The sequence below is a fragment of the Larkinella humicola genome (assembly GCF_008727875.1).
GTDB classification, from domain to species: domain Bacteria; phylum Bacteroidota; class Bacteroidia; order Cytophagales; family Spirosomataceae; genus Larkinella; species Larkinella humicola.
This window is the reverse complement of record NZ_VTWS01000009.1, coordinates 1-18,359: the sequence shown is the minus strand read 5'-3', so window position 1 is coordinate 18,359 and position 18,359 is coordinate 1. Positions and strand designations below refer to the sequence as shown.

Below are 18,359 nucleotides of genomic sequence, written 5' to 3'. Positions count from 1 at the left end.
AGAGGATGCCTGCGAAAAACAAAGCGGAACGCGGTATTCTGTACCCTCATTTTCCGAAAAAAGTTACATGGGGTAACTGTGGTTATGATTCGCTGGAGCTACTGAGTCGGGCCAAACCTCTCTTTGTTGTTTACAAGATGAATCCCTCTGGTACATTCTCTGACGCCTTTTTGTCTTTTTCTCCTACGGTATTTGACTTTTGCTTGTGTTTAACCTGAATAATTGTTAATTCGCATGTACACACAAATAAACATTAAGCATCATGAGACAATTTGTACGATTAGCCATTTTTTGGCTATCAGTATCGGTGGGTTGGGCCCAGGACCTCAATTGGAATACCTATCCGGATGGGGAGTTAACGAATACCTATACCAACATCGGGAATATTCCGGTCAATGCCACGGTCGATATAACCGGCCTGACGAGTTCCTTTTACCTCGATTATCCCCGCCCGAGCGCCAACGGGCTGGAGCTAAATGCCAACTTTCCCACGAATGGCAATTGTATTTCCGTCAAAATTACCTTTTCGCAGCCCGTCAGTAACCTGAATTTCAACCTACTCGATATCGACCGGATCGATGGCGACAGCCAGTATCAGGACGAGGTGACGGTTTCGGGCAGCAACGGAGGAACGCCGGTTAATCCGGTTATCGGATCGGCGGCAACCAATACCGTCAGCGGCAATACCATCACGGGAATCAACAGTAACGTTAACAATGCGGTCAACTCGATTACGTTTAGCAGTCCGGTGACCGAAGTGACCATTCAATACTGTGCCGGACCGGATTGGGTCGACCCGAAACGACAGTTTATTTTCATTTCCAATTTCAATTGGGACGATGCTGCGGCCATGCCCGTGCGGCTGGCGTCGTTCAGCGGCAAGCGGGTCGAGCACCAGATGCTGCTGGGCTGGCAAACTACTTTTGAATCCAACAGTGCTTATTTTGTCGTGGAACGCAGCACCGACGCTCAATCCTTTGAAGCCATTGGGCGAGTCGTTTCCAAAGGGTTCTCCGAATCGATGCAGGTATACGGTTTTACGGATGAAGCTCCGCAAAAGGGAACGAATTATTACCGCTTGCGGCAGGTCGACCGCGACGGCCGGTTTGCATTATCGAAAATCCTGGGGCTGACGTACGATGCCGACGGCTTCTATTTTGAGGTACTGGCGCTGGAACGGGGCCGGATCGAAGTGAAAACCAATGCACCGGACCCCGCGTTTACGGTGGTGGATTTGCAGGGAATTCCGAATCTGGGAACAATTGAAAAGGTCAGTGCCACCCGGTATGTGCTCCACGTAACGCCCTCGGGGCTGGCCACGCCGGTCCTGAAAATCGTCCAGATGCGCACGAATCAGTTTAAGTATGCCAAAAAAATTCTGCTGAATTAACGGGTCTTTACGGCCAGAGCCAGATCGGCCCCGAAAGCCGGAGTTTTAAGCGTTGCCAAACCGCCGGAATGCCGAAGTGTTTTCTTCTGCTTCCGGCCGGTTTCCGGCTCAACGTAGGTGACCGTGTAGCGACCGGCGGGTAGATTCAGCGTCAGGTCCATCGACTCGGGCTGTTTCGGATGATTGCCGTTGTAGACGTACAGGGCATACTGTTTCCCGGTTTCGCTGAGGGCGTGAACCCGCACCCGCGACGGCAACGAACCGCCCGGCAAAACCGTATCCGGTTTCATCCGAACGAAATCCAGCCCTTGCATAAAGTCTTTCAGAACACCCAGTTGCTTCCGAAACGCCGGACTGCCCCCACCGGGCGATTTCGGCCCCGGCGTGTAGGTTCCGTTGGGTTGAACGGACGTGAACGAATAATCGAGGTTGTTGTAGAGACCGCCCCCGGCCAGCAAAAACTCCCAGCCTTCCTTGCGGTAGGTGGAGTCGGCAGTGCCTTTAAAACCGGTTTCGTTGTCGCCCAGGACTTTGTTCAGCCCGTAATTGAGCGGGACCGCTTTGGGTGGCGTTGCGTAGTGAAAGTTAAAAACCGACACGGCCGGATGCGGCTTTTCGATTTTGGCCGAACCATTGGCGATGTTCTGCGTAATGAGGTGTTTGTTGGGTAAACTGGTCTCGGTTTCCACAATGAGGTCGGCGATGTGGTGCTGCCAGTTTAGTTGTACCCCGCCAAAATACGGTTCGTTGCAGATTTCAAACAGCACATTGCTGAAACCGTTCAACTCGGTCACGATTTTCCGCACCATGGCTTCCTGAATGGCCAGCAAACCCCCGTTTTTGTCGAGCGTGTAGACGTCGTTCCGCCCGACCGTTCCAACCGAATTGACGTTGTTAGCGGCATTCATCGGACTGATGACCCACATTTTTTCTTCGTAAAACGGACAGAAGAGCGCCAGTTCGACAATAATGCCGCGTTTTTCAGCGGCTCCCACAAAGTCCTTCAACCGGTTGAAATAAGCCTCATCCCAACGCGAAAGGTCAAACTTGTTGCCACCCAACGCGTAGCCAGCCTGTTCGCTGCGGGGCCACGGACAAACAAACCGCCCCGTTTCCGGTGCCATCGTGTTGTGTTCGATCCCGAAGTCGCCGGGGGCTTCGCGGTAGGCTCCGGTGAAGGTGCGGGTCAGGTTCAAACCGTCTTTTTGAAGCGTGTTGAGGTACGTAATGAAATCAAAATCCAGGTTCAGAACCGCTCCGTAATGTTCGCCCGACGTAATCAACACCGTGGGTTTGCCCTGGTAGCTGAAATAATGCGGATTGTCGGGGTGCAAACGGATGGGTTGCGCTGAAAGCCAGCCCGTTAGGCTAGTTAAGGCAAGGGTCGCTAGAAACCGGTTTCTCATGGTTCAGGAGTCGAATGGATAAAGGGCTATCTATACTCTCTTGTCTTTGCTCTCAGGTCTATTTCAACAAAAAATCCCGTGCCAGTTCCAGTTGATCGGTGCTCAGAAAATCGGCACCGGCTTCGCGGAGTTTGGCCCACACCGCCGGATCTTCGGGACAGGCCCAGAGCCGCAGTTTCTTCCCCTCGGCGTGAACCCGCTGAACCAGTTGCCGGAGTTTTTGAAACTGCTCGTCCGGCATCGGCCCTTGTCCGCGCCATTGAAGCTGGTTGCCATAGGCATCGCTCACCACCGGCATCAGGTCGCGGCTGAATCCCTTGCCCAGATCGGCGGCCCGTCCGTCGATGCCTACCAAACGCTCTTTGGCTCTTTTTACGGTTTCGATGGGGCGGTTTCCGGAAATAAAAACCGTGACAGCACCCGGCTGGCAGCGGTTTCCCTTGCAGGTGGTCAGAATCGACCGATAGCGTTGCAACACCTTCTCCAAAGCCCGGTAGGTGCTGTCGGCTCCGGTTTTGAAGTCGATCATCAGGTAAACCGGGCCGCTGTAGTTGGCATACACTTTCCCGCCGTTTTGGCGAATTCGCTCGGCCAGCGGGCGCAGGTACAGATTTTCGAGTGACTTATCCGTGTTCCAGAAAGCCGGGCGGTTGTGGGCGACATACAGCGTGTCCTGGTGCGCATACACATCAGCTTCTACACTCGTAAAACCGTGATCCAGCGCATCCCAAAGCGGGCGCGATTGCTCATAATCATTGTGGGCGTGGGCGTTGGGCAGTGGCACCACGCTGGCGAGCGGCTGCGGAGTCTGCAACGGAGCCATCGGCTGCGTCCAGGCAGTTTCGACATCACCCGGTTCAAACGGATTGAATTTAGGTTTGGTCGAAATGACTTTGGCCCGCACCAACAACTCATCGGTTAACGTGTAGCTGGCTTCCGTACCGGTCAACTCACGGAGAATTTCCGCCTTTTCCTGCCCTTTCCGAATCCCGATGAACTGAATTCGGTAGGTGACATCCGGTTCGGTTTTGATCTTGAAGGCCACCGTCGTAGCGGTTTGCGTCAGACTTTCGAAGGTAACCCCCGTGGTCGCGTAAAACCGGCCTGCTTCCAGAGCTTCCACAATCGTGTTGGGTTTTAGCTCGGGCGCGTTCACCATCACCCAACCCCGCCCCGAATTGCTGTAGGTGGGTCCGAAGAAATTATAATTATGACTGTCGTCGGTGGCAAGGCCGAGCATCAGCGGTCGACCCTGGCGCAGAAATGTCAGGTTGATTTTGTCCCACATGGCCTCGGTGCCTTCGCGGGTGCTGTCGCCGTAGTTGTGCACCTGCGGGTGGCCGTTGAAGACCTCGAAAAACCGCTCGTGCCGGAGTTGCATCAGGTCGTTGGCCGTAATGGCGTAATGAAAATTGGGGTGGTTGATGTGGGGAAACATGGGCTGGCCTGTTTGCCGCCGTTGCGCTACCACCGCGTCGATGTTGTTCTGCATGACCTCGGCTACGCTGTTGCCCGGCAGCGGTTTCAGCAGGTTCTGGAGGTTGGTCATGTTGATGTGAATGGGCTTGCCCTGGTAACCCGTCGAAACTTCTTCGCTCTTGAGAATCAGGAATTTCTCCGGTTCTTCGAAATAGCTGCGGTATTCGCTGAGGTTCTTCAGCCGCACTTTCAGGGAATCATTCGGGCCGGTCTGGTATTTCACCCAATCGGGGCCGAAGGTGCGCAAATACCGTTCGAAGGTGCGCCGACGGTCGGGAGCGCGCGGCACTTTGATCCATTTTTCGCCTTCCTGAAAGGTGTTGTGATCCGACAAACCGATGAACTGGTAGCCGTTGGCCTTGTACCAGTCCATGATCATTTCGGGATAATCGTCGCCGTCGCTCCAGAGCGAGTGCGTGTGGAGGTTGCCTTTATACCAGTGCTGGGCCTGGGCAAGCGGAATGAACAACAGAAGGAAAAGAAAGAGGAAAACCGGTCGCATGGGAGCATAAATGAGGATGCAACCGGGAAAGGGATTTGAGGGCGTTTTCTAACCTCTTCCACTTCGTTATTCGGTACTAACTTCGAAATTCGGTGTTCGTTATTCACTATTCGATATTAAGTTGAAATGAATATCGAATAGTGAACACCGAACACCGAATTTCGAAGTAAAATGGGAAGGCATAAAACAAAAAAAAACATGCCGGGAAGCATGTTTTTCAAGCGTTTCAAATTATTATATCTTTCGATTAAATAACCTCTACGTTAACGGCATTCAAACCTTTTTTACCTTGCTCAACTTCAAATTGAACTTTGTCGTTCTCGCGAACTTCGTCAATCAAACCTGATACGTGAACAAAGATGTCTTTGTCTGAATCCGAAGGGGTAATAAACCCAAAACCTTTGAGTTCATTAAAAAATTTAACAGTTCCTGTTTGCATTATATTGTATTGTATTTTAAAATTTCACCAAAGGTAACAAGAATAAATCAGAACCGCATCATGTCCTTTATTTATTTTGATACAAGCCATGATGAATAAAACCGTCCTGTCTGGATTTCCCGTTTTTTTAAGCCCATTCCGTTAGTTTCTTTTCAAGACCACCGCCTGCCCGCCGGAGGGTAACAGATTGGCAGTCAGGCGGTCTTTCGACGTGACGGTGCGGGTTTGCTTCCGGATCTTTCCGGTTCCATCGTCTTCATACACCGAGAGCGAATACTGTTTCCCCGGTTCCAGAAAGGCCAGCGACAGGTCGATTTTCCGGGCTTCGGTGCTGGTAATGGTGCCGAGAAACCAGTCATTTCCTTTCCGCCGGGCCACCGACACATACTGACCGGGCGTTCCATCCAGCACTTTCGTTTCATCCCAAACCGTCGGGAGGTCTTTCCAGAATTCAATTTCCTGCCGATCCGGGAAATCGGCCGGTTTGCCGTACCAGTACAAATACTGAAGCGGACTGAAATAAATCACCGGCAACGCCAGTTGGTGGCCTTTGGTGTTGGTCAACCGCGGCTGGTTGAAGCAGAACGTATAATCGGCGGCTCCGGCAATGTACCGCGTGAAGGGCAAAACCGTGTTGTGGGTCGCATTGGGCCATTCTTCGTTACCCCGCACGCCTTCCTGCGTCAGCAGGTTCGGATACGTCCGGCTGAAACCGGTCGGGCTATATTCGTCGTGGATGTCCAGCACCAGGTGGTGTTTGGCGGCTTTGCGGATGGCGTCGTGCAGCCAGACCGTCCAGTGGTGCGAGCCCGTATGCACAAAACCGTATTTGATGCCGGCAACGCCCCAGCGTTGGTAGAGCGGCAGCAGCGTATCCAGTTGCCGTTCGAGGGCGCGGTGGTTGACGTACAAAATGACTTTCTTCCCCTTCGATTTGGCATACCGAATGGCTTCGGGCAAATCCAGATCGCCTTTCGGATTCCGGCGTGGATCGACCGACACCCTGGTGGCGTCCGACGCAATTTCGTATTCGTGGCCGTACCAGCCCGCGTCGAAATGCAGGTAGTCGATGTTTTGCTCCACCGCAAAATCAACCAGATTTTTGGCCCCGGTGGTCGACAGCGTCACTTCCCGCATCACTTTTCCCGGTTTGATCCAGCTCACGTCCTTGATTTCATTCGGCGGATTGAGGTTCTGAATCAGGTAGTTGTGTTCCAGCAGATCGCCGGGGCGGTCGGCTGCCATCACCACCCGCCACGAACTGGCAAAGGGCGAAGCTTCGGTGATTTCGCCCGCCAGTTGGCTGACGAGTTGGTTCAGACCGGCGGTTTTGAGCCGCACCAGCGGATAACTGCTCTGCTCGGCTTGTGTGATGCAGGCCCAGGTTCCGTTGTCGAGTTTCAGGGTGAGCGGCATCTGGGCGGCTTTCGTCCAGTTCTCTACGTTCCGTTCTTCGTAGCTCCCCTGCGCATGATCGGTGTAGAGGGCTTTCGTTTTCGGCGGCAGGTTGAAAAAGGTCATTTCCTGCCCAACATCCAGAATCTGCATGCGCAGGTCTTCCGGGAAAAAATACCGGAAAGCCACGCCCTCGTCGTACGCCCGGACGATGAGTTGCATCGTTCCGCCCGACCCCGGCCCGTTGCGCAGGCTGACAACCAGTTCGTTGTAGTGATCCGGAATCTCGGCGCGTTCACCCCAAACCGGTTTCCAGTTTGCTTGCTGGCTTCGTTTCGTCGCCGACACGATCCGCAGGTTCTTATCCCAGTTCAACGGCCGGGAGCCAGCGGGATTGCCGCCCAGTCCCAGCCGCGAAGGCTGAATCAGGAGCTGGTTCCGGTACGTTATTTCGTATACAGGACTTTGGGGTGATTCCGGCAGGTCGCGCAAGCCAATCGACCAGGTGAGCAGGCCGTTGGGCGAACTGATCCGGAGCGAATCCGGCGTTTGCGCCCGCCCCAAGTTGATCAGGGTCAGGGAGAAAATAGCGAAAAGAATTCGGGCCATTCAGGTTGAACGTTTAAAAGGGTACATACACCAATCTCGCTGATTGTTCGCGATGATGGTTGAATATAAGGATTAAAAAGGTGAGCCATTCATCCCGCAGGGATTTAACAGCGCAGCGTCGGTAGTAGTAGGTCAGGCGATTTGTGGCTCTTGCGTGCCGTGAGGTACGCGACCCATTCTTGCGGTATATTGTCGCGTACCTCACGGCACGCGGGACGTTGAAATTCGTTTTTCTGCTACCGACGCTACGCTGTTATGCGCCTGACGGGGCACGGTTTTTCAATTAATACCCCGGATTCTGTTCGATTTTGGCATCCAGGTTGGCATCGATGAATTTCTGCGGAATCGGGAATAATTCGTGTTTTTCGACGATGTTGCTGCCGGTTTTGGTATTGTACTTCTTCACTCGCTCCACCAATAGGGGCGAATTGGCCAGAAAACCGAAGCGGATGAGCGTTCGACGGCGGGGCTCTTCCATGATCAACTCCCGCACGCGCTCGTCCAGAATGTAGTCGAGCGTGGCGCGGTCGGCCGTAACCGGTTTGGCTTTGGCCCGGCTGCGCAGCACGTTGAGGTCGTCGGCGGCTTTTGGCCGGTCACCTTTCCGGATGTAGGCTTCGGCCCTGAGCAGGTAGGTTTCGGCCAGCCGGATTTTATAAAACTCCACGAACGTTCGCCCGGCGGTATTTCCGGCCAGCGGATCACCTTCAAGTTTCCGGGTATACGGATAATACTAGCCGGAGTTCAGCGTGTCGATTTTGGCCGCCACGGGATCAACTTTCTGTCCGAAAAAACGGGAGGAGGCATTGTTGTAATAGAACGTCCGACGCATGTTGTACGCCGAATTCCGCATGTCGTTCCAATCTTCTTTCCAGACGTCGTAACTGGCGTAGGGCGTTCCCATCACCCAACCCACCGGACGGCCCAGGCTATCGCAAACGACCATACCCGACTTGCCTTCCGGGTCTTTGATGTTGTGATACCCGGCTCCCCAGGCCCGCATGCTGCTGTTTCCGCCGAAAGCGGTCGCGTTGGTTGCATTGGTGTAGGCAACGCCACCGGGTGTCTGGTATTCGAACTGAATGGCCCAGATGGTCTCGGTATTGGCCGCCAGATTCTGGTTTTTATCCCGAAACAAATCCGAAAAAACATCGCCGGGTTTGTCCAGTTTGCTGCCAAAGCGCTGCGTCATGAGCTTGTACGAACCGTCGTTGATCACGGCGGAAGCGGCTTCGATGGCTTTGTCGTTGTTGCCCAGCGCCAGGTAGACTTCGCTCAGAAAATGGTCGGCAGCGGCTTTCACAATGCGACCGGGAGCCGCCGGTTTTTTGGGCAACCACTGCGAGGCAAATTCGAGATCCTGCCGGGCAAACTCCAGTACCTCCTGACGACTGGCCCGCGTATAATCCGTCTTGGGTGCCGTTTCGACATGCGACACCAAGGGGACGCCACCGTACAGATTGGCCAGAATCGAGTAGGTGTAGCCCCGAAAAAACCGTGCTTCGGCCAGAATGGCGTTCTTTTCAGCCTCATTCGCCCATTTGGCGGTCGGTTTATCGGCATAATCGACCACAATGTTGGCCCGCGGCAGCATTTTGAGATACGCCCATTCCCACCACAGATCGACGGACGCCAGCGTCGGCGTCAGCGAAACGTTGTAGTCGCGCAACAGCGTCGATACGGCCCCCGGCATGTAGGCGTCCGTGCCGATGTTCATGGCGTGCAGGTTCTCGGTGTCGGTGCCGAATAGTTCGTCCCGGGCAGCCGAATGAATGGCGATGATGGCGGTTTCAAAACCGGCTTTATCCACAAGCACCACATCGGGATTCAGAAAGGCGCGGGGTGTTTCGTCGAGTACATTGTCTTTGCAGGCACTGGCCCAGAAAACCAGCAGCAGCGTTCCCAGCAAGGCCAGAGGCCGTTTTGACGCTAATAAAAGGGTATGTTTCATGGGTTGAAATCCGTTCAGGGTGACAGGAATGGAGTTAAAAACTGAGGTTAATACCGCCGGTCAGGGTGCGGGACATGGGATAACCGCTGGCTTCGGAACCGATTTCGGGGTCAAAACCGGGGTACTTCGTAAAGGTGAGCAGGTTTTTGCCGCTGACGTAGGCCCGGATGGTTCCGACTTTCCAGCGATTCAGGAGCGTTTTCGGCAACTCATACGCCAGCGAAACATCCTGCACCCGAACAAAATTGCGGCTGACGTAATACCCGTGTCCGTATGGATTGGTATACACCAGCGATGCCATTGTGTTCGATTTGTTTTCGGCCGTCCACCAGCCGTTGTCCGGAAAATTCGACGCACTCCCCGGAAAATTGTTGCTCGGAATCATCTGGTTGTAACTTTTGATCCAGCCCTGCATGGCATTCAGAAAAACCGACAGCGTGAAGTTGCTGTAGCGGAACGTGTTCGTCAACCCCCAGCGGTATTTGGGTTCCAGCCGCCCCACCACCGTGCGGTCGTCGGTGGTGATTTTGCCGTCGCCGTTCAGGTCTTTCAGGCGGTAAAAACCAGCTTTATAACCGGTCGGGAGCTGATCGCCTTCCTGGTAAACGCCGTCGATGAGGTAATCGAACGCAACCTGCACGGGCTGACCGATGAACCATTTGTTGCCCAGATCATTGTCCTCTACGTCGTCGCCGTTCAGATCGCGGCTGTAGATGTGCACAATGCGGTTTCGGTTGGTCGAAAACACGATGTTGCTGCTCCATTCAAAAGGACCCCGCTGAAGGTTGGCGGTATTGATCGTCAGCTCGAACCCCCGGTTGTTGGTGGCTCCCAGGTTGGTGATGACCGACTGAAAACCGGTAGCGGAGGGCAATGAACGGTTCAGCAGCAGGTTTTTGGTGTCCATGTTGTAGTATTCGAGTGTGCCGCCGAACCGCCCTTTCAGGATTTCAAAATCAATGGCGACGTTGGCTGACGTGGTGGTTTCCCACTTCAGATCGGTGTTGGCCATGCCAGACGGGTAGGTGCCGTTATACGTTGCGCTTCCATCGCCGAAAACATACTGGACCGTCCCGGAACGGCTCAGGGATTGGTAAGGCGAAATCGCCTGGTTGCCCACCGACCCGTACGACACGCGAAACTTCAGCAGGTCGATGAAGGGCATCGACTTCAGAAAAGGCTCGTCGGAAACAATCCAGGCCAGGGCGGCCGATGGAAAGGTCGCATACTTGTTCTGCGCACCGAACACCGAACTGCCATCCCGGCGGGCGGTGAGTGTCAGCAGATACCGGTCTTTGAAATGGTAGTTCAGCCGCAGCATCGACGATATACCGTCGATGGCCGAGGCTCCCGTTGTTGTTTGCTGGGTTTGGGCGATGCCCAGGTTATTCCAGCCGTTGGCGCCGTTGAAGAAATTGGAAGCCGTAGCGGTGGTCGATTCCGACTGGCTGTGGTTGCGGCCATACAAAAGCGTTACATCAAAAGCATGATCGCGGCCCAGTTGGCGGCTGTAGGTAGCAATGTTTTCCAGCACCCAGTCGAAAATTTCGACGTTGTATTTCGTGGCATTGGCCAGAATGTTCTCGCCAAAACGCTGGTACGCCGGTTCAAAGGTGTAGTTGTGCTGCCAGCGGTAATTCGGCGAGTAATTGATCCGGTAGCTAAGTCCCTTGATGAAAGGCACCTCAATTTTGGCGTAGAAATTTGAAAACAGGTTGTGGTAAATTTCTTCATTCTGACGCCGGATGGAGTTGAAAAGGGGGTTCGGCACCAGTTGCACATCCTGCGGAAAGTGGACCGGGTCTGTTTTGGCGTCATCGTAATACATTTTGGCAAAGGGGCTGATCTGGGCCGCCCAGTTGAGGGCCACATCGACGCCCGACAAATCCCGCCGGGCGTAGGTGGCATTGGTGCCCACCGTCAGCCAGTCGGCCACCTTCGTCTCCAGATTGGTTCGTAGCGTAACGCGTTTCGCCATGTCCTTGTAAATCAGCCCCTGTTCGTTCACAAAAGCCCCGGAGACGAGGTAGTTGGTGCGGCCCGACTGGCCGGCAATGCTCAGGTCGTAGGACTGCACCCCGGCTTTCTGCGAAATTTCATCCCAGGGATCGGTGACGGTGCCATTGCGGTAATTCTCGGCTTCGGTGTTCTGGAGATAACTGACCACGTTGGCCGGATTGGCTTCCTGCCCGCTCTGGGCGCGGTAATCCAGTGTTTTCTGGAGGTAGCGTTCCGGCGACAGCATTTTGATGCGGTTACTCCAGTCGGCCACGCCATAATAGCTGTTCACCCGAATGGTCGGCTTGTCGCTTTTGCCGCGTTTGGACGTAATCAGAATAACACCATTGGCGGCTTTGGAACCGTAAATGGCGGCTGCACTGGCGTCTTTCAGAATTTCCATCGACTCGATGTCGTTCGGATTGATTTCGGCCAGACTGCCGTTGAAAAAAATACCGTCCAGAATGATGAGCGGATCGTTGCTGGCGGTGATGGAACGACGCCCCCGAACGAGGATGCTGCCGCTTTGTCCCGGTCGCCCGTTGTCGATAAACTGCACCCCGGCGACGCGCCCGCGCAGGGCCTGAGCGACGTTCGTATTGGGCAGGTTTTCGGTGACTTTCATGTCTACTTTTGCCACCGAACCGGTTACGTTTCGTTTCGACTGGGTTCCGTAACCCACCACGACAACTTCACTCAGCGCCTTGGTATCGGATACCATCTGAATGGTGAGAACCTGCCGGTTGGTAACCGGAATTTCCTGCGTTACGTAGCCAATGGAGCTAACGACCAAAACCGCCTTCCCGTCGGATACCTGAAACGTAAACTTGCCGTCTTTATCGGTGGTCGTTCCCCGGCCGGTGCCTTTCTGAATGAGGTTGACACCCGGCAAGCCCTCACCCTTTTCGTCGGTTACAGTGCCGGACACGGACTGATCGAGCGGGGCGGTTTGGGCCATGTCGTTGTCGGACAGCGGTTTTGCCACGCCGGCCGGTGTTGCGGTGAGCAGAATCTGTTTGCCTTCCACTTTATAGGTAATCTTCAACGGCGTCAGGAGTTGATCGAGGATCGTTTCCAGCCGTTCATCGACCGCCGTAAACGTTACTTTCCGGTCGGCCTGAATGAGCAGCGAGCTGTACAGAAACCGTACCTGAGCCGCTTTGCCAATGGACTTCAGGGTGGTTTTAATGTCCTTATCGACCACCTGTACGGTTACTTTCTTGTTCAGCATTTCCTGAGCCCGGCTATCGCGGGCGAAGGAGAGGCTAACCACACAGGCAGCAAGCAGCACCTGGAGGAGGGAAAGTTTCATAAGCTTGATAAAGGAGGGTGAAATCCAGTCTGGATTTTTCATAAATTGGGTCGTTTTTTGAGTCGTTTCGGTTCGAAATGGACAAAAAATCCCTCATCGACGCCCTGTTGGGCGTCTTGCAATCCGATGAGGAAATGGGTGGAACGGGCTGGGGGGCGCGGTCGGGTGTCAGAACGATGCTGTTGGAACCATTACCGGTCAGGCAGTCGGACACGCCAACCCAGCGACGTTTTCGCGAAGGCGGTGAAGAATGTAAAGTTTTTATTCTGGCATAGGCAGTGCGGGGCGGTTTTTAAAGTTAAAAATCACAAAAGCATTCATCGCTGGTCAGGGCGCGCAGCCCCGGCTGTAGATTGCCACCCGGCCATCGTTTACTTCGAACGTTGCACCAATCGCCTGGCAAATAAAACCGAGTTTTACGGACAGCGTTTCATCCGAAAATTGAGCAGTAATCGGGCATTTTTCCAGCAAATTTTCATTATAATCGATCTCGACGCCGTAGGCTTTCTCCAGCCTGGCCAGCACCTGCGTTACCGGAACGTCTTCAAAATCCAGCTCCTGGACGTGCGTGGCAACAGCCACCAGCTCCGGTTTTTCGACCAGTCCGCGTTGCAACTGTTCGGTTTTTCGGTTAAAGACCACTTCCTGATTTCGCATCAGGAGAACGCCGTTGCGGGTTTGAGTCTTCGTTTTCCGGAACGTCTTTTCAGCGAAAACCGAGACTTTTCCGGTTCGGACGGCCACGGCCACTTCCGGTTCGTGATCGAACGCCCGAATGCGGAAGCTGGTCCCCAGCACTTTGGTAACGGTTTCACTGGCGTAGATCAGGAACGGTTTTTCGGGATTCCGGGCAATTTCAAAAAATGCTTCGCCCGACAGATACACTTCCCGAAACGAACCGGTAAACGTCTTCGGGTAACGAATGCGGCTGTTTTTCTCCAGCGTAATGGCCGACCCATCGCTCAGCACCAGCGTCAGCGGTTCGTTGGTCGTATTCACTTTTTCTGAAAGCACCGTCGAACCAGCGCTCAAAGGCGGGCGGTAGGCCGTCTGATGGGTCGGTGAAGGGAGTTTCGGCCGCAGCAGCAACAAGCCCAATCCGATGATCACGAGAACCGAAGCGGCCAGACTCCGCCAGGTTCGCCGGTTTTGCCCCCACCAAACAATGGGTTCAGATCGGGATTCGTCGTCGTTTGTCCGCTCGGCCTGTTTCCGTTGGCGGAACTGCCCCACCAGGTGTTGCACTTCCTGGCGGACTTCGTCGTCCGACAAATCCACCGGTTGTTGTTTCAGGGCGTATACCAGTGCTTTGGCCTGATTCAAAACCGCCCGTTGTTCCGGGTGCTGGCTGCGCCAGGCCGTCCAGAAGGCCGTCGCGTCCGGGTCGCCGTCGATCCAGGCATGGAAGGTGGCGTCGTTCAAAAAATCGTCAACCTGCTGGTAGAGCTTCATGAAAAAGGCGGAGCGTTAAAAGGGCGGTTCAGAGAAGGAGAATCAGCATGGTGCCGGAAATAATCAAAAAAATCATTTTATTTTTTTATAAATGCCGGAAGTACCCCGACTTTTGTAGCCGCCAGAACGCCCCGGGAGCGGGTAAAAACTGGTTGATAGCCTCTTTTACCGGCGGCTCCTGGTGGAATATGGTTTTCGTTTGCCGGTTGCTACCACCAGAAATTAGTCGTACCATGCCGTATGTTTCGCTCATCCTCCCAAAACCGTCCTTCTGAATCGCCAACCGATGCGGCCCTGTGGCATCAGTTCAGGGAAGGGGATGAAGTGGCATTGGGCGAACTGGCGGAGCGGTACTACAAACGCCTGTATGGCTACGGCAGCAAATTTTCCCGCGATCGCGAAGCCATCAAAGATTGCATTCAGGACCTCTTTCTGGAAATCTGGGACAAACGGCATACCATCAGCGAACCGGATTCGGTTAAACTCTATTTGCTGGTTTCGATCCGGCGAAGAATTCTCCGGCGGAAAACCGGAGACAAGTGGCTGGAACAAAGTGAAGAGCTGGATTTCGATGCCGCTGTAGTGGGTGATTTACCCATCGAAACCGCCATCATCGAAGACGAAACCAGCCAGCATTACGTCCGGAAACTCCAGCAGCTCATTCCTCAGCTTTCCCGGCGGCAGCAGGAGATTATTTACCTCCGGTTTTACGAAAATCTGGACAATGAGGCCATTGCCGAAGTCATGTCGCTCAGCCGGGGTGCCGTTGCCAACCTGCTCTGGCGGGCCCTGAAAGAACTCAAGGAATACTGGTACGCCGGTTTACTGCTTTTGATGATACCGGGCCTGTATCTTTTGCAATAGCGGGGCAGAAAGCTCCACGTTCAAAATCACCAAATTGTGGCATCACGTGCCGCTCTATCCCCTGATTTGGGTGAAATTAACGCAGCTTCCGGCTAAAATTAGTAAAATATACCGGAATTCGCCTTCGATTCGTTATACTAGACTGCTACCAGCGCGAACCAGTTTCTGTTTCAGTTGTTAACAGAAATAGACAACTGCTAACCTTCTTTTCTATGTCGTTCAAAAAGTTTGTATTCCGACTCCTGGGTCTCTATACATTCATCCTGTTTGGTTTCGCCCGTGGGCAGGCCCAAACGTCCCAATGGTTCCACCTCGATTCGAAAGCCGACAGCGTCTGGGGAATCAGCACGGATCGTACCTACCGCGAGTTACTCAGCAACCGCAAACCGACGCCGGTCGTCGTGGCCGTGATCGATGGCGGAATCGACTCCACGCACGAAGATTTAAAACGAATTCTGTGGACCAATTCGAAAGAAATTCCCGGCAACGGGATTGATGACGATAAAAACGGCTACGTTGATGACGTCCACGGCTGGAATTTTATCGGTGGGAAAGATGGCCGGAACGTCCAGTACGAAACCGCCGAAGTAACCCGGCAATACGCCCGGCTGCGCCCTTTGTATGAAGGCAAAAACCGGTCGTCGCTGAAACCGGCCCAACAGAAGGAATTCGACCAGTTTGTGAAATACAAAACGGAGATGGAGAAGAAACGCGCTGAGTATAAGGAGCAATACGATTCGTACAGCACGTTCAGTACCCAACTGGTGACGATCATCGATGGGCTGAAAAAAGCCCTGAACGTCTCCAAACTGGACACCGCGACGCTGCGCAATCCGGCCAGCGACAATGATTTTGTGAAGAAAGCGGCTGCCGCTCTCTATGAAATGACCAGTGCGCAGGGATTCGGGCAGGCCGAAGATATTCAGGCCGAACTGACCAGAGGGCTGGAAGACCTGAAAGGCAAAGCGGAATACGCTTACAACCCCGACTTCGACAGCCGCTCGATTGTGGGCGATAAACCCGACGATCTAACCGAAACCGCCTACGGCAATCCCGACATTACCGGCCCCGACGCGCTGCACGGCACGCACGTCGCCGGCATCATTGGCGCCGACCGCACCAACAACCTGGGGGTGCAGGGCGTGGCCGATCAGGTTCAGATCATGGCCGTTCGGGCCGTTCCCGATGGCGACGAGCGGGACAAGGATGTGGCCAACGCAATTCGCTATGCGGTCAATAACGGTGCTCAGATCATCAACATGAGCTTCGGAAAAGACGTGTCGCCCCAACGCAAAGCCGTCGACGACGCCATGCGGTACGCGCTTTCCAAAGGCGTTCTGCTGATTCATGCGGCTGGTAACGACAACAAATTACTCGATACGACCGCCAGTTTTCCATCAGACCGGTTTATGGATGGGTCGGCCATTCCAAACCTGATTACGGTGGGAGCCATTACGTCCAAAAACAACGAAAGCCTGGTGGCCCCGTTTTCCAACTACGGTCGCAAAACCGTCGATGTGTTTGCGCCGGGCATGGCCATTTATTCGACAACACCCCGCAACGGGTATGACAACCTGAGCGGTACGAGCATGGCGGCTCCGGTCGTAAGTGGCATTGCCGCCGTCCTGAAATCGTATTTCCCGAAACTGACGTACAGTGATCTGAAGCGGATTATCGAAAAATCGGCCATTGTGCAAAACCGGCAGGTGCTTCGCCCTGAGTCTACAGATCTGGTCAATTTTACCGATTTATCGAAAACCGGCGCCATCGTGAATCTCTACGAAGCCGTCAAACTGGCCGAGGCCGAAGAAGCCGCAGCGGCTGCGAAAAAAGGCTGACGGTTTAAAGGAATAAAGAAGGCGGGGCGCACTATCGGGTCAGACTGAGTGCGCCCCGTTTTTGTTCAGCCAGCACGCCGGTGCCCTGCCGAAGCTGGTAGCGAATCTGCCAGCCATACACGCCAACGGGTGCGGTTTTTCCCTGATACATCCCGTTCCAGGCAAATGGCGGCTCGGCGGTCTGGAAAACCAGTTCACCCCAGCGGTTGAAAATCGACAGTGACGTAATGGTAATGTCTCCGCAGCCAAAGGGTTGAAAGACATCGTTTTGTCCGTCGGCGTTGGGCGTAAAAATATCCGGTGTATACAACACGCAACCGCAATCTTCATACGAAATGCGAACGGTATCGCGAACGGTGGCGCAATCGTTGCTCACCGATGCCTGAAAAAAACCGGACTGCCCCACGGTTCTGATAACCGCTTCGGATTGATCCTGCCAGCTAAATTTCCCCTCGGCAAAGTCGGGCCGGATCGTAAATACTTCGGCCCCGCACAGGTTTTGATCCGGCCCCAGATTCAGCCGGGGTGGCGGCACAAACCGGACCTGAATGCTGTCGGTAGCCACGCAACGAGCCTGCTCGACCCGCAAGGTGTATAAACCATCCTCTCTAACAGTGTAGGTAGGCGTGGAAGAACCGTCCTGCCAGCGGAATGTTGGCGGAACATCGGGGGGCGTTTTGAGCGTCAGGGTTTGTCCCGCACACAGCATCGTGTCGCGGCCGAGGTCGAAATCGAGGGCGTAATCCACCCGGATGGTGTCGCGCAGGACTTTGCAGGGTGTGGTGACCGTGACGGAATAATGGCCCGGTTTCGTAACCCGAAACGTGGGTGCCGTGCTGCCGTCATGCCAGCGGTATTCGGTGGCACCGGGTGTGGTGGCATCGAGCAGGAGCGTGCTGTTCCGACCACAAAGCGTGGTGTCGTTTCCGAGGTCCATTTTAATCGGGAGCAGCGAAACGTCGTCGATGAACAGGTAGAAATACCCCAGAAAAACCGGCAGTTTTTTGAAACTCCCGATGGTTAAATATTGCTCCCCGCCTTTGGCTTTAACGTAGCCCGAAACCCGTTCCCAGCGCAACATTGGAATGCTGGTGGTCAGGGCATTGTCAATCACCTGAGCATCCGCCGGAAGCAATCCTTTTTCCGGGGAAGTGATCGGTTTTTCAGACAAGAAAGCACCGATCGTTCCGCTTAAATATTTGTTCGGCGTTGGCGTCGCGACGTACATCTCGAAAAAATAACAGTCGTCGGCAACCAGCGGTTTTTTCAGGGGTGTCGCCAGGTATTCAGCCCAGCTTACATCCAGAAAAAGCCGGGCCAGGCCCTGCCCGGAACGGGGCGGCAATTCCATTTGAACCGTTGGAAAACACTGGTGATAAAAATCAGGCGTGGCCCCGTTGGGATTGTACCAGGGAACCGCTTCACCCAATAGATTATCCTGACGGGGGCAGGTTCGGTATTCCTCAAAACTGCCGTTCTGAAGCAGATTTTGGGCCATAGTGATGCAGGGCAGGCAGAATACCAGCCACCACACCATCCAATCGGCACGGCTCCGCATGTTTTAGTAAATCGCTAAAGTGATCGGGGACATCTAAATATACGGTCTTTTTGCGAATAACAGCGGATTGCATCCAGGGCTGGCGGGATCAGGCGTCTGGGAGATCGGGCAGGTGCCCCGGATTGCATCCGGGGTTATCCAGAGTCAACCCTTGCAGGGTTGTAGC

Annotated in this window: 12 protein-coding genes and 1 pseudogene; 4 read left to right on the top strand and 9 right to left on the bottom strand. The window is 54.2% G+C overall.

The annotated features are described in order from the left end of the window. Positions 1 to 262 precede the first annotated feature (262 nt). A complete protein-coding gene (locus tag F0P93_RS26890; protein WP_150880859.1) occupies positions 263 to 1,390 on the top strand; it encodes a hypothetical protein in 1,128 nt (375 codons plus the stop codon). On the opposite strand, the gene F0P93_RS26885 is transcribed toward F0P93_RS26890, so the two are convergent. The 7 genes and pseudogenes from F0P93_RS26885 to F0P93_RS26860 all read right to left on the bottom strand — a co-directional run bounded on the left by F0P93_RS26885 (position 1,387) and on the right by F0P93_RS26860 (position 12,481). Continuing rightward, positions 1,387 to 2,796: a cellulase family glycosylhydrolase gene (locus tag F0P93_RS26885; protein WP_150880857.1), complete on the bottom strand. Its 1,410-nt coding sequence runs from the start codon at positions 2,794 to 2,796 to the stop codon at positions 1,387 to 1,389. The two genes, F0P93_RS26890 and F0P93_RS26885, sit on opposite strands and share 4 nt — an antisense overlap. Positions 2,797 to 2,854: 58 nt before the next feature. Then, on the bottom strand, positions 2,855 to 4,777 hold the full coding sequence (locus tag F0P93_RS26880; protein ID WP_150880855.1) for a histidinol-phosphatase: 1,923 nt from the start codon (positions 4,775 to 4,777) through the stop codon (positions 2,855 to 2,857). A 247-nt stretch (positions 4,778 to 5,024) separates the two neighbouring features. Next, a complete protein-coding gene (locus F0P93_RS26875; protein WP_114409215.1) occupies positions 5,025 to 5,216 on the bottom strand; it encodes a cold-shock protein in 192 nt (63 codons plus the stop codon). 141 nt (positions 5,217 to 5,357) lie between these two features. Continuing rightward, a complete protein-coding gene (locus F0P93_RS26870; RefSeq protein ID WP_150880853.1) occupies positions 5,358 to 7,220 on the bottom strand; it encodes a glycoside hydrolase family 97 protein in 1,863 nt (620 codons plus the stop codon). A gap of 283 nt (positions 7,221 to 7,503) precedes the next feature. Then, positions 7,504 to 7,932 (bottom strand): annotated as a pseudogene (locus F0P93_RS31780) (RagB/SusD family nutrient uptake outer membrane protein); the annotation flags it as partial. A 21-nt stretch (positions 7,933 to 7,953) separates the two neighbouring features. Further along, positions 7,954 to 9,171, bottom strand: a complete 1,218-nt coding sequence (locus tag F0P93_RS26865) for a RagB/SusD family nutrient uptake outer membrane protein (protein WP_225309661.1) — start codon at positions 9,169 to 9,171, stop codon at positions 7,954 to 7,956. A 34-nt stretch (positions 9,172 to 9,205) separates the two neighbouring features. After that, on the bottom strand, positions 9,206 to 12,481 hold the full coding sequence (locus tag F0P93_RS26860; protein WP_150880851.1) for a TonB-dependent receptor: 3,276 nt from the start codon (positions 12,479 to 12,481) through the stop codon (positions 9,206 to 9,208). 77 nt (positions 12,482 to 12,558) lie between these two features. Between F0P93_RS26860 and F0P93_RS26855 the strand changes: the two genes are divergently transcribed. Further along, positions 12,559 to 12,756 (top strand): hypothetical protein, encoded by a 198-nt coding sequence (locus F0P93_RS26855; protein WP_150880849.1) that lies wholly within the window; start codon positions 12,559 to 12,561, stop codon positions 12,754 to 12,756. Positions 12,757 to 12,808: 52 nt separating this feature from the next. Here the strand turns inward: F0P93_RS26855 and F0P93_RS26850 are convergent, their stop codons facing one another. Beyond that, positions 12,809 to 13,933, bottom strand: a complete 1,125-nt coding sequence (locus F0P93_RS26850) for a FecR family protein (RefSeq protein WP_150880847.1) — start codon at positions 13,931 to 13,933, stop codon at positions 12,809 to 12,811. Between the two features lie 240 nt (positions 13,934 to 14,173). Here F0P93_RS26850 and F0P93_RS26845 point away from each other — a divergent pair, with 240 nt between their 5' ends. Further along, on the top strand, positions 14,174 to 14,797 hold the full coding sequence (locus F0P93_RS26845) for an RNA polymerase sigma factor (RefSeq protein ID WP_150880845.1): 624 nt from the start codon (positions 14,174 to 14,176) through the stop codon (positions 14,795 to 14,797). 212 nt (positions 14,798 to 15,009) lie between these two features. Then, positions 15,010 to 16,635, top strand: coding sequence for a S8 family peptidase (locus F0P93_RS26840; protein WP_150880843.1), 1,626 nt, complete (start codon positions 15,010 to 15,012; stop codon positions 16,633 to 16,635). 31 nt (positions 16,636 to 16,666) lie between these two features. Here F0P93_RS26840 and F0P93_RS26835 read toward each other — a convergent pair whose 3' ends face one another. Beyond that, positions 16,667 to 18,193 (bottom strand): T9SS type B sorting domain-containing protein, encoded by a 1,527-nt coding sequence (locus F0P93_RS26835; protein ID WP_150880842.1) that lies wholly within the window; start codon positions 18,191 to 18,193, stop codon positions 16,667 to 16,669. Between the last annotated feature and the right edge of the window lie 166 nt (positions 18,194 to 18,359).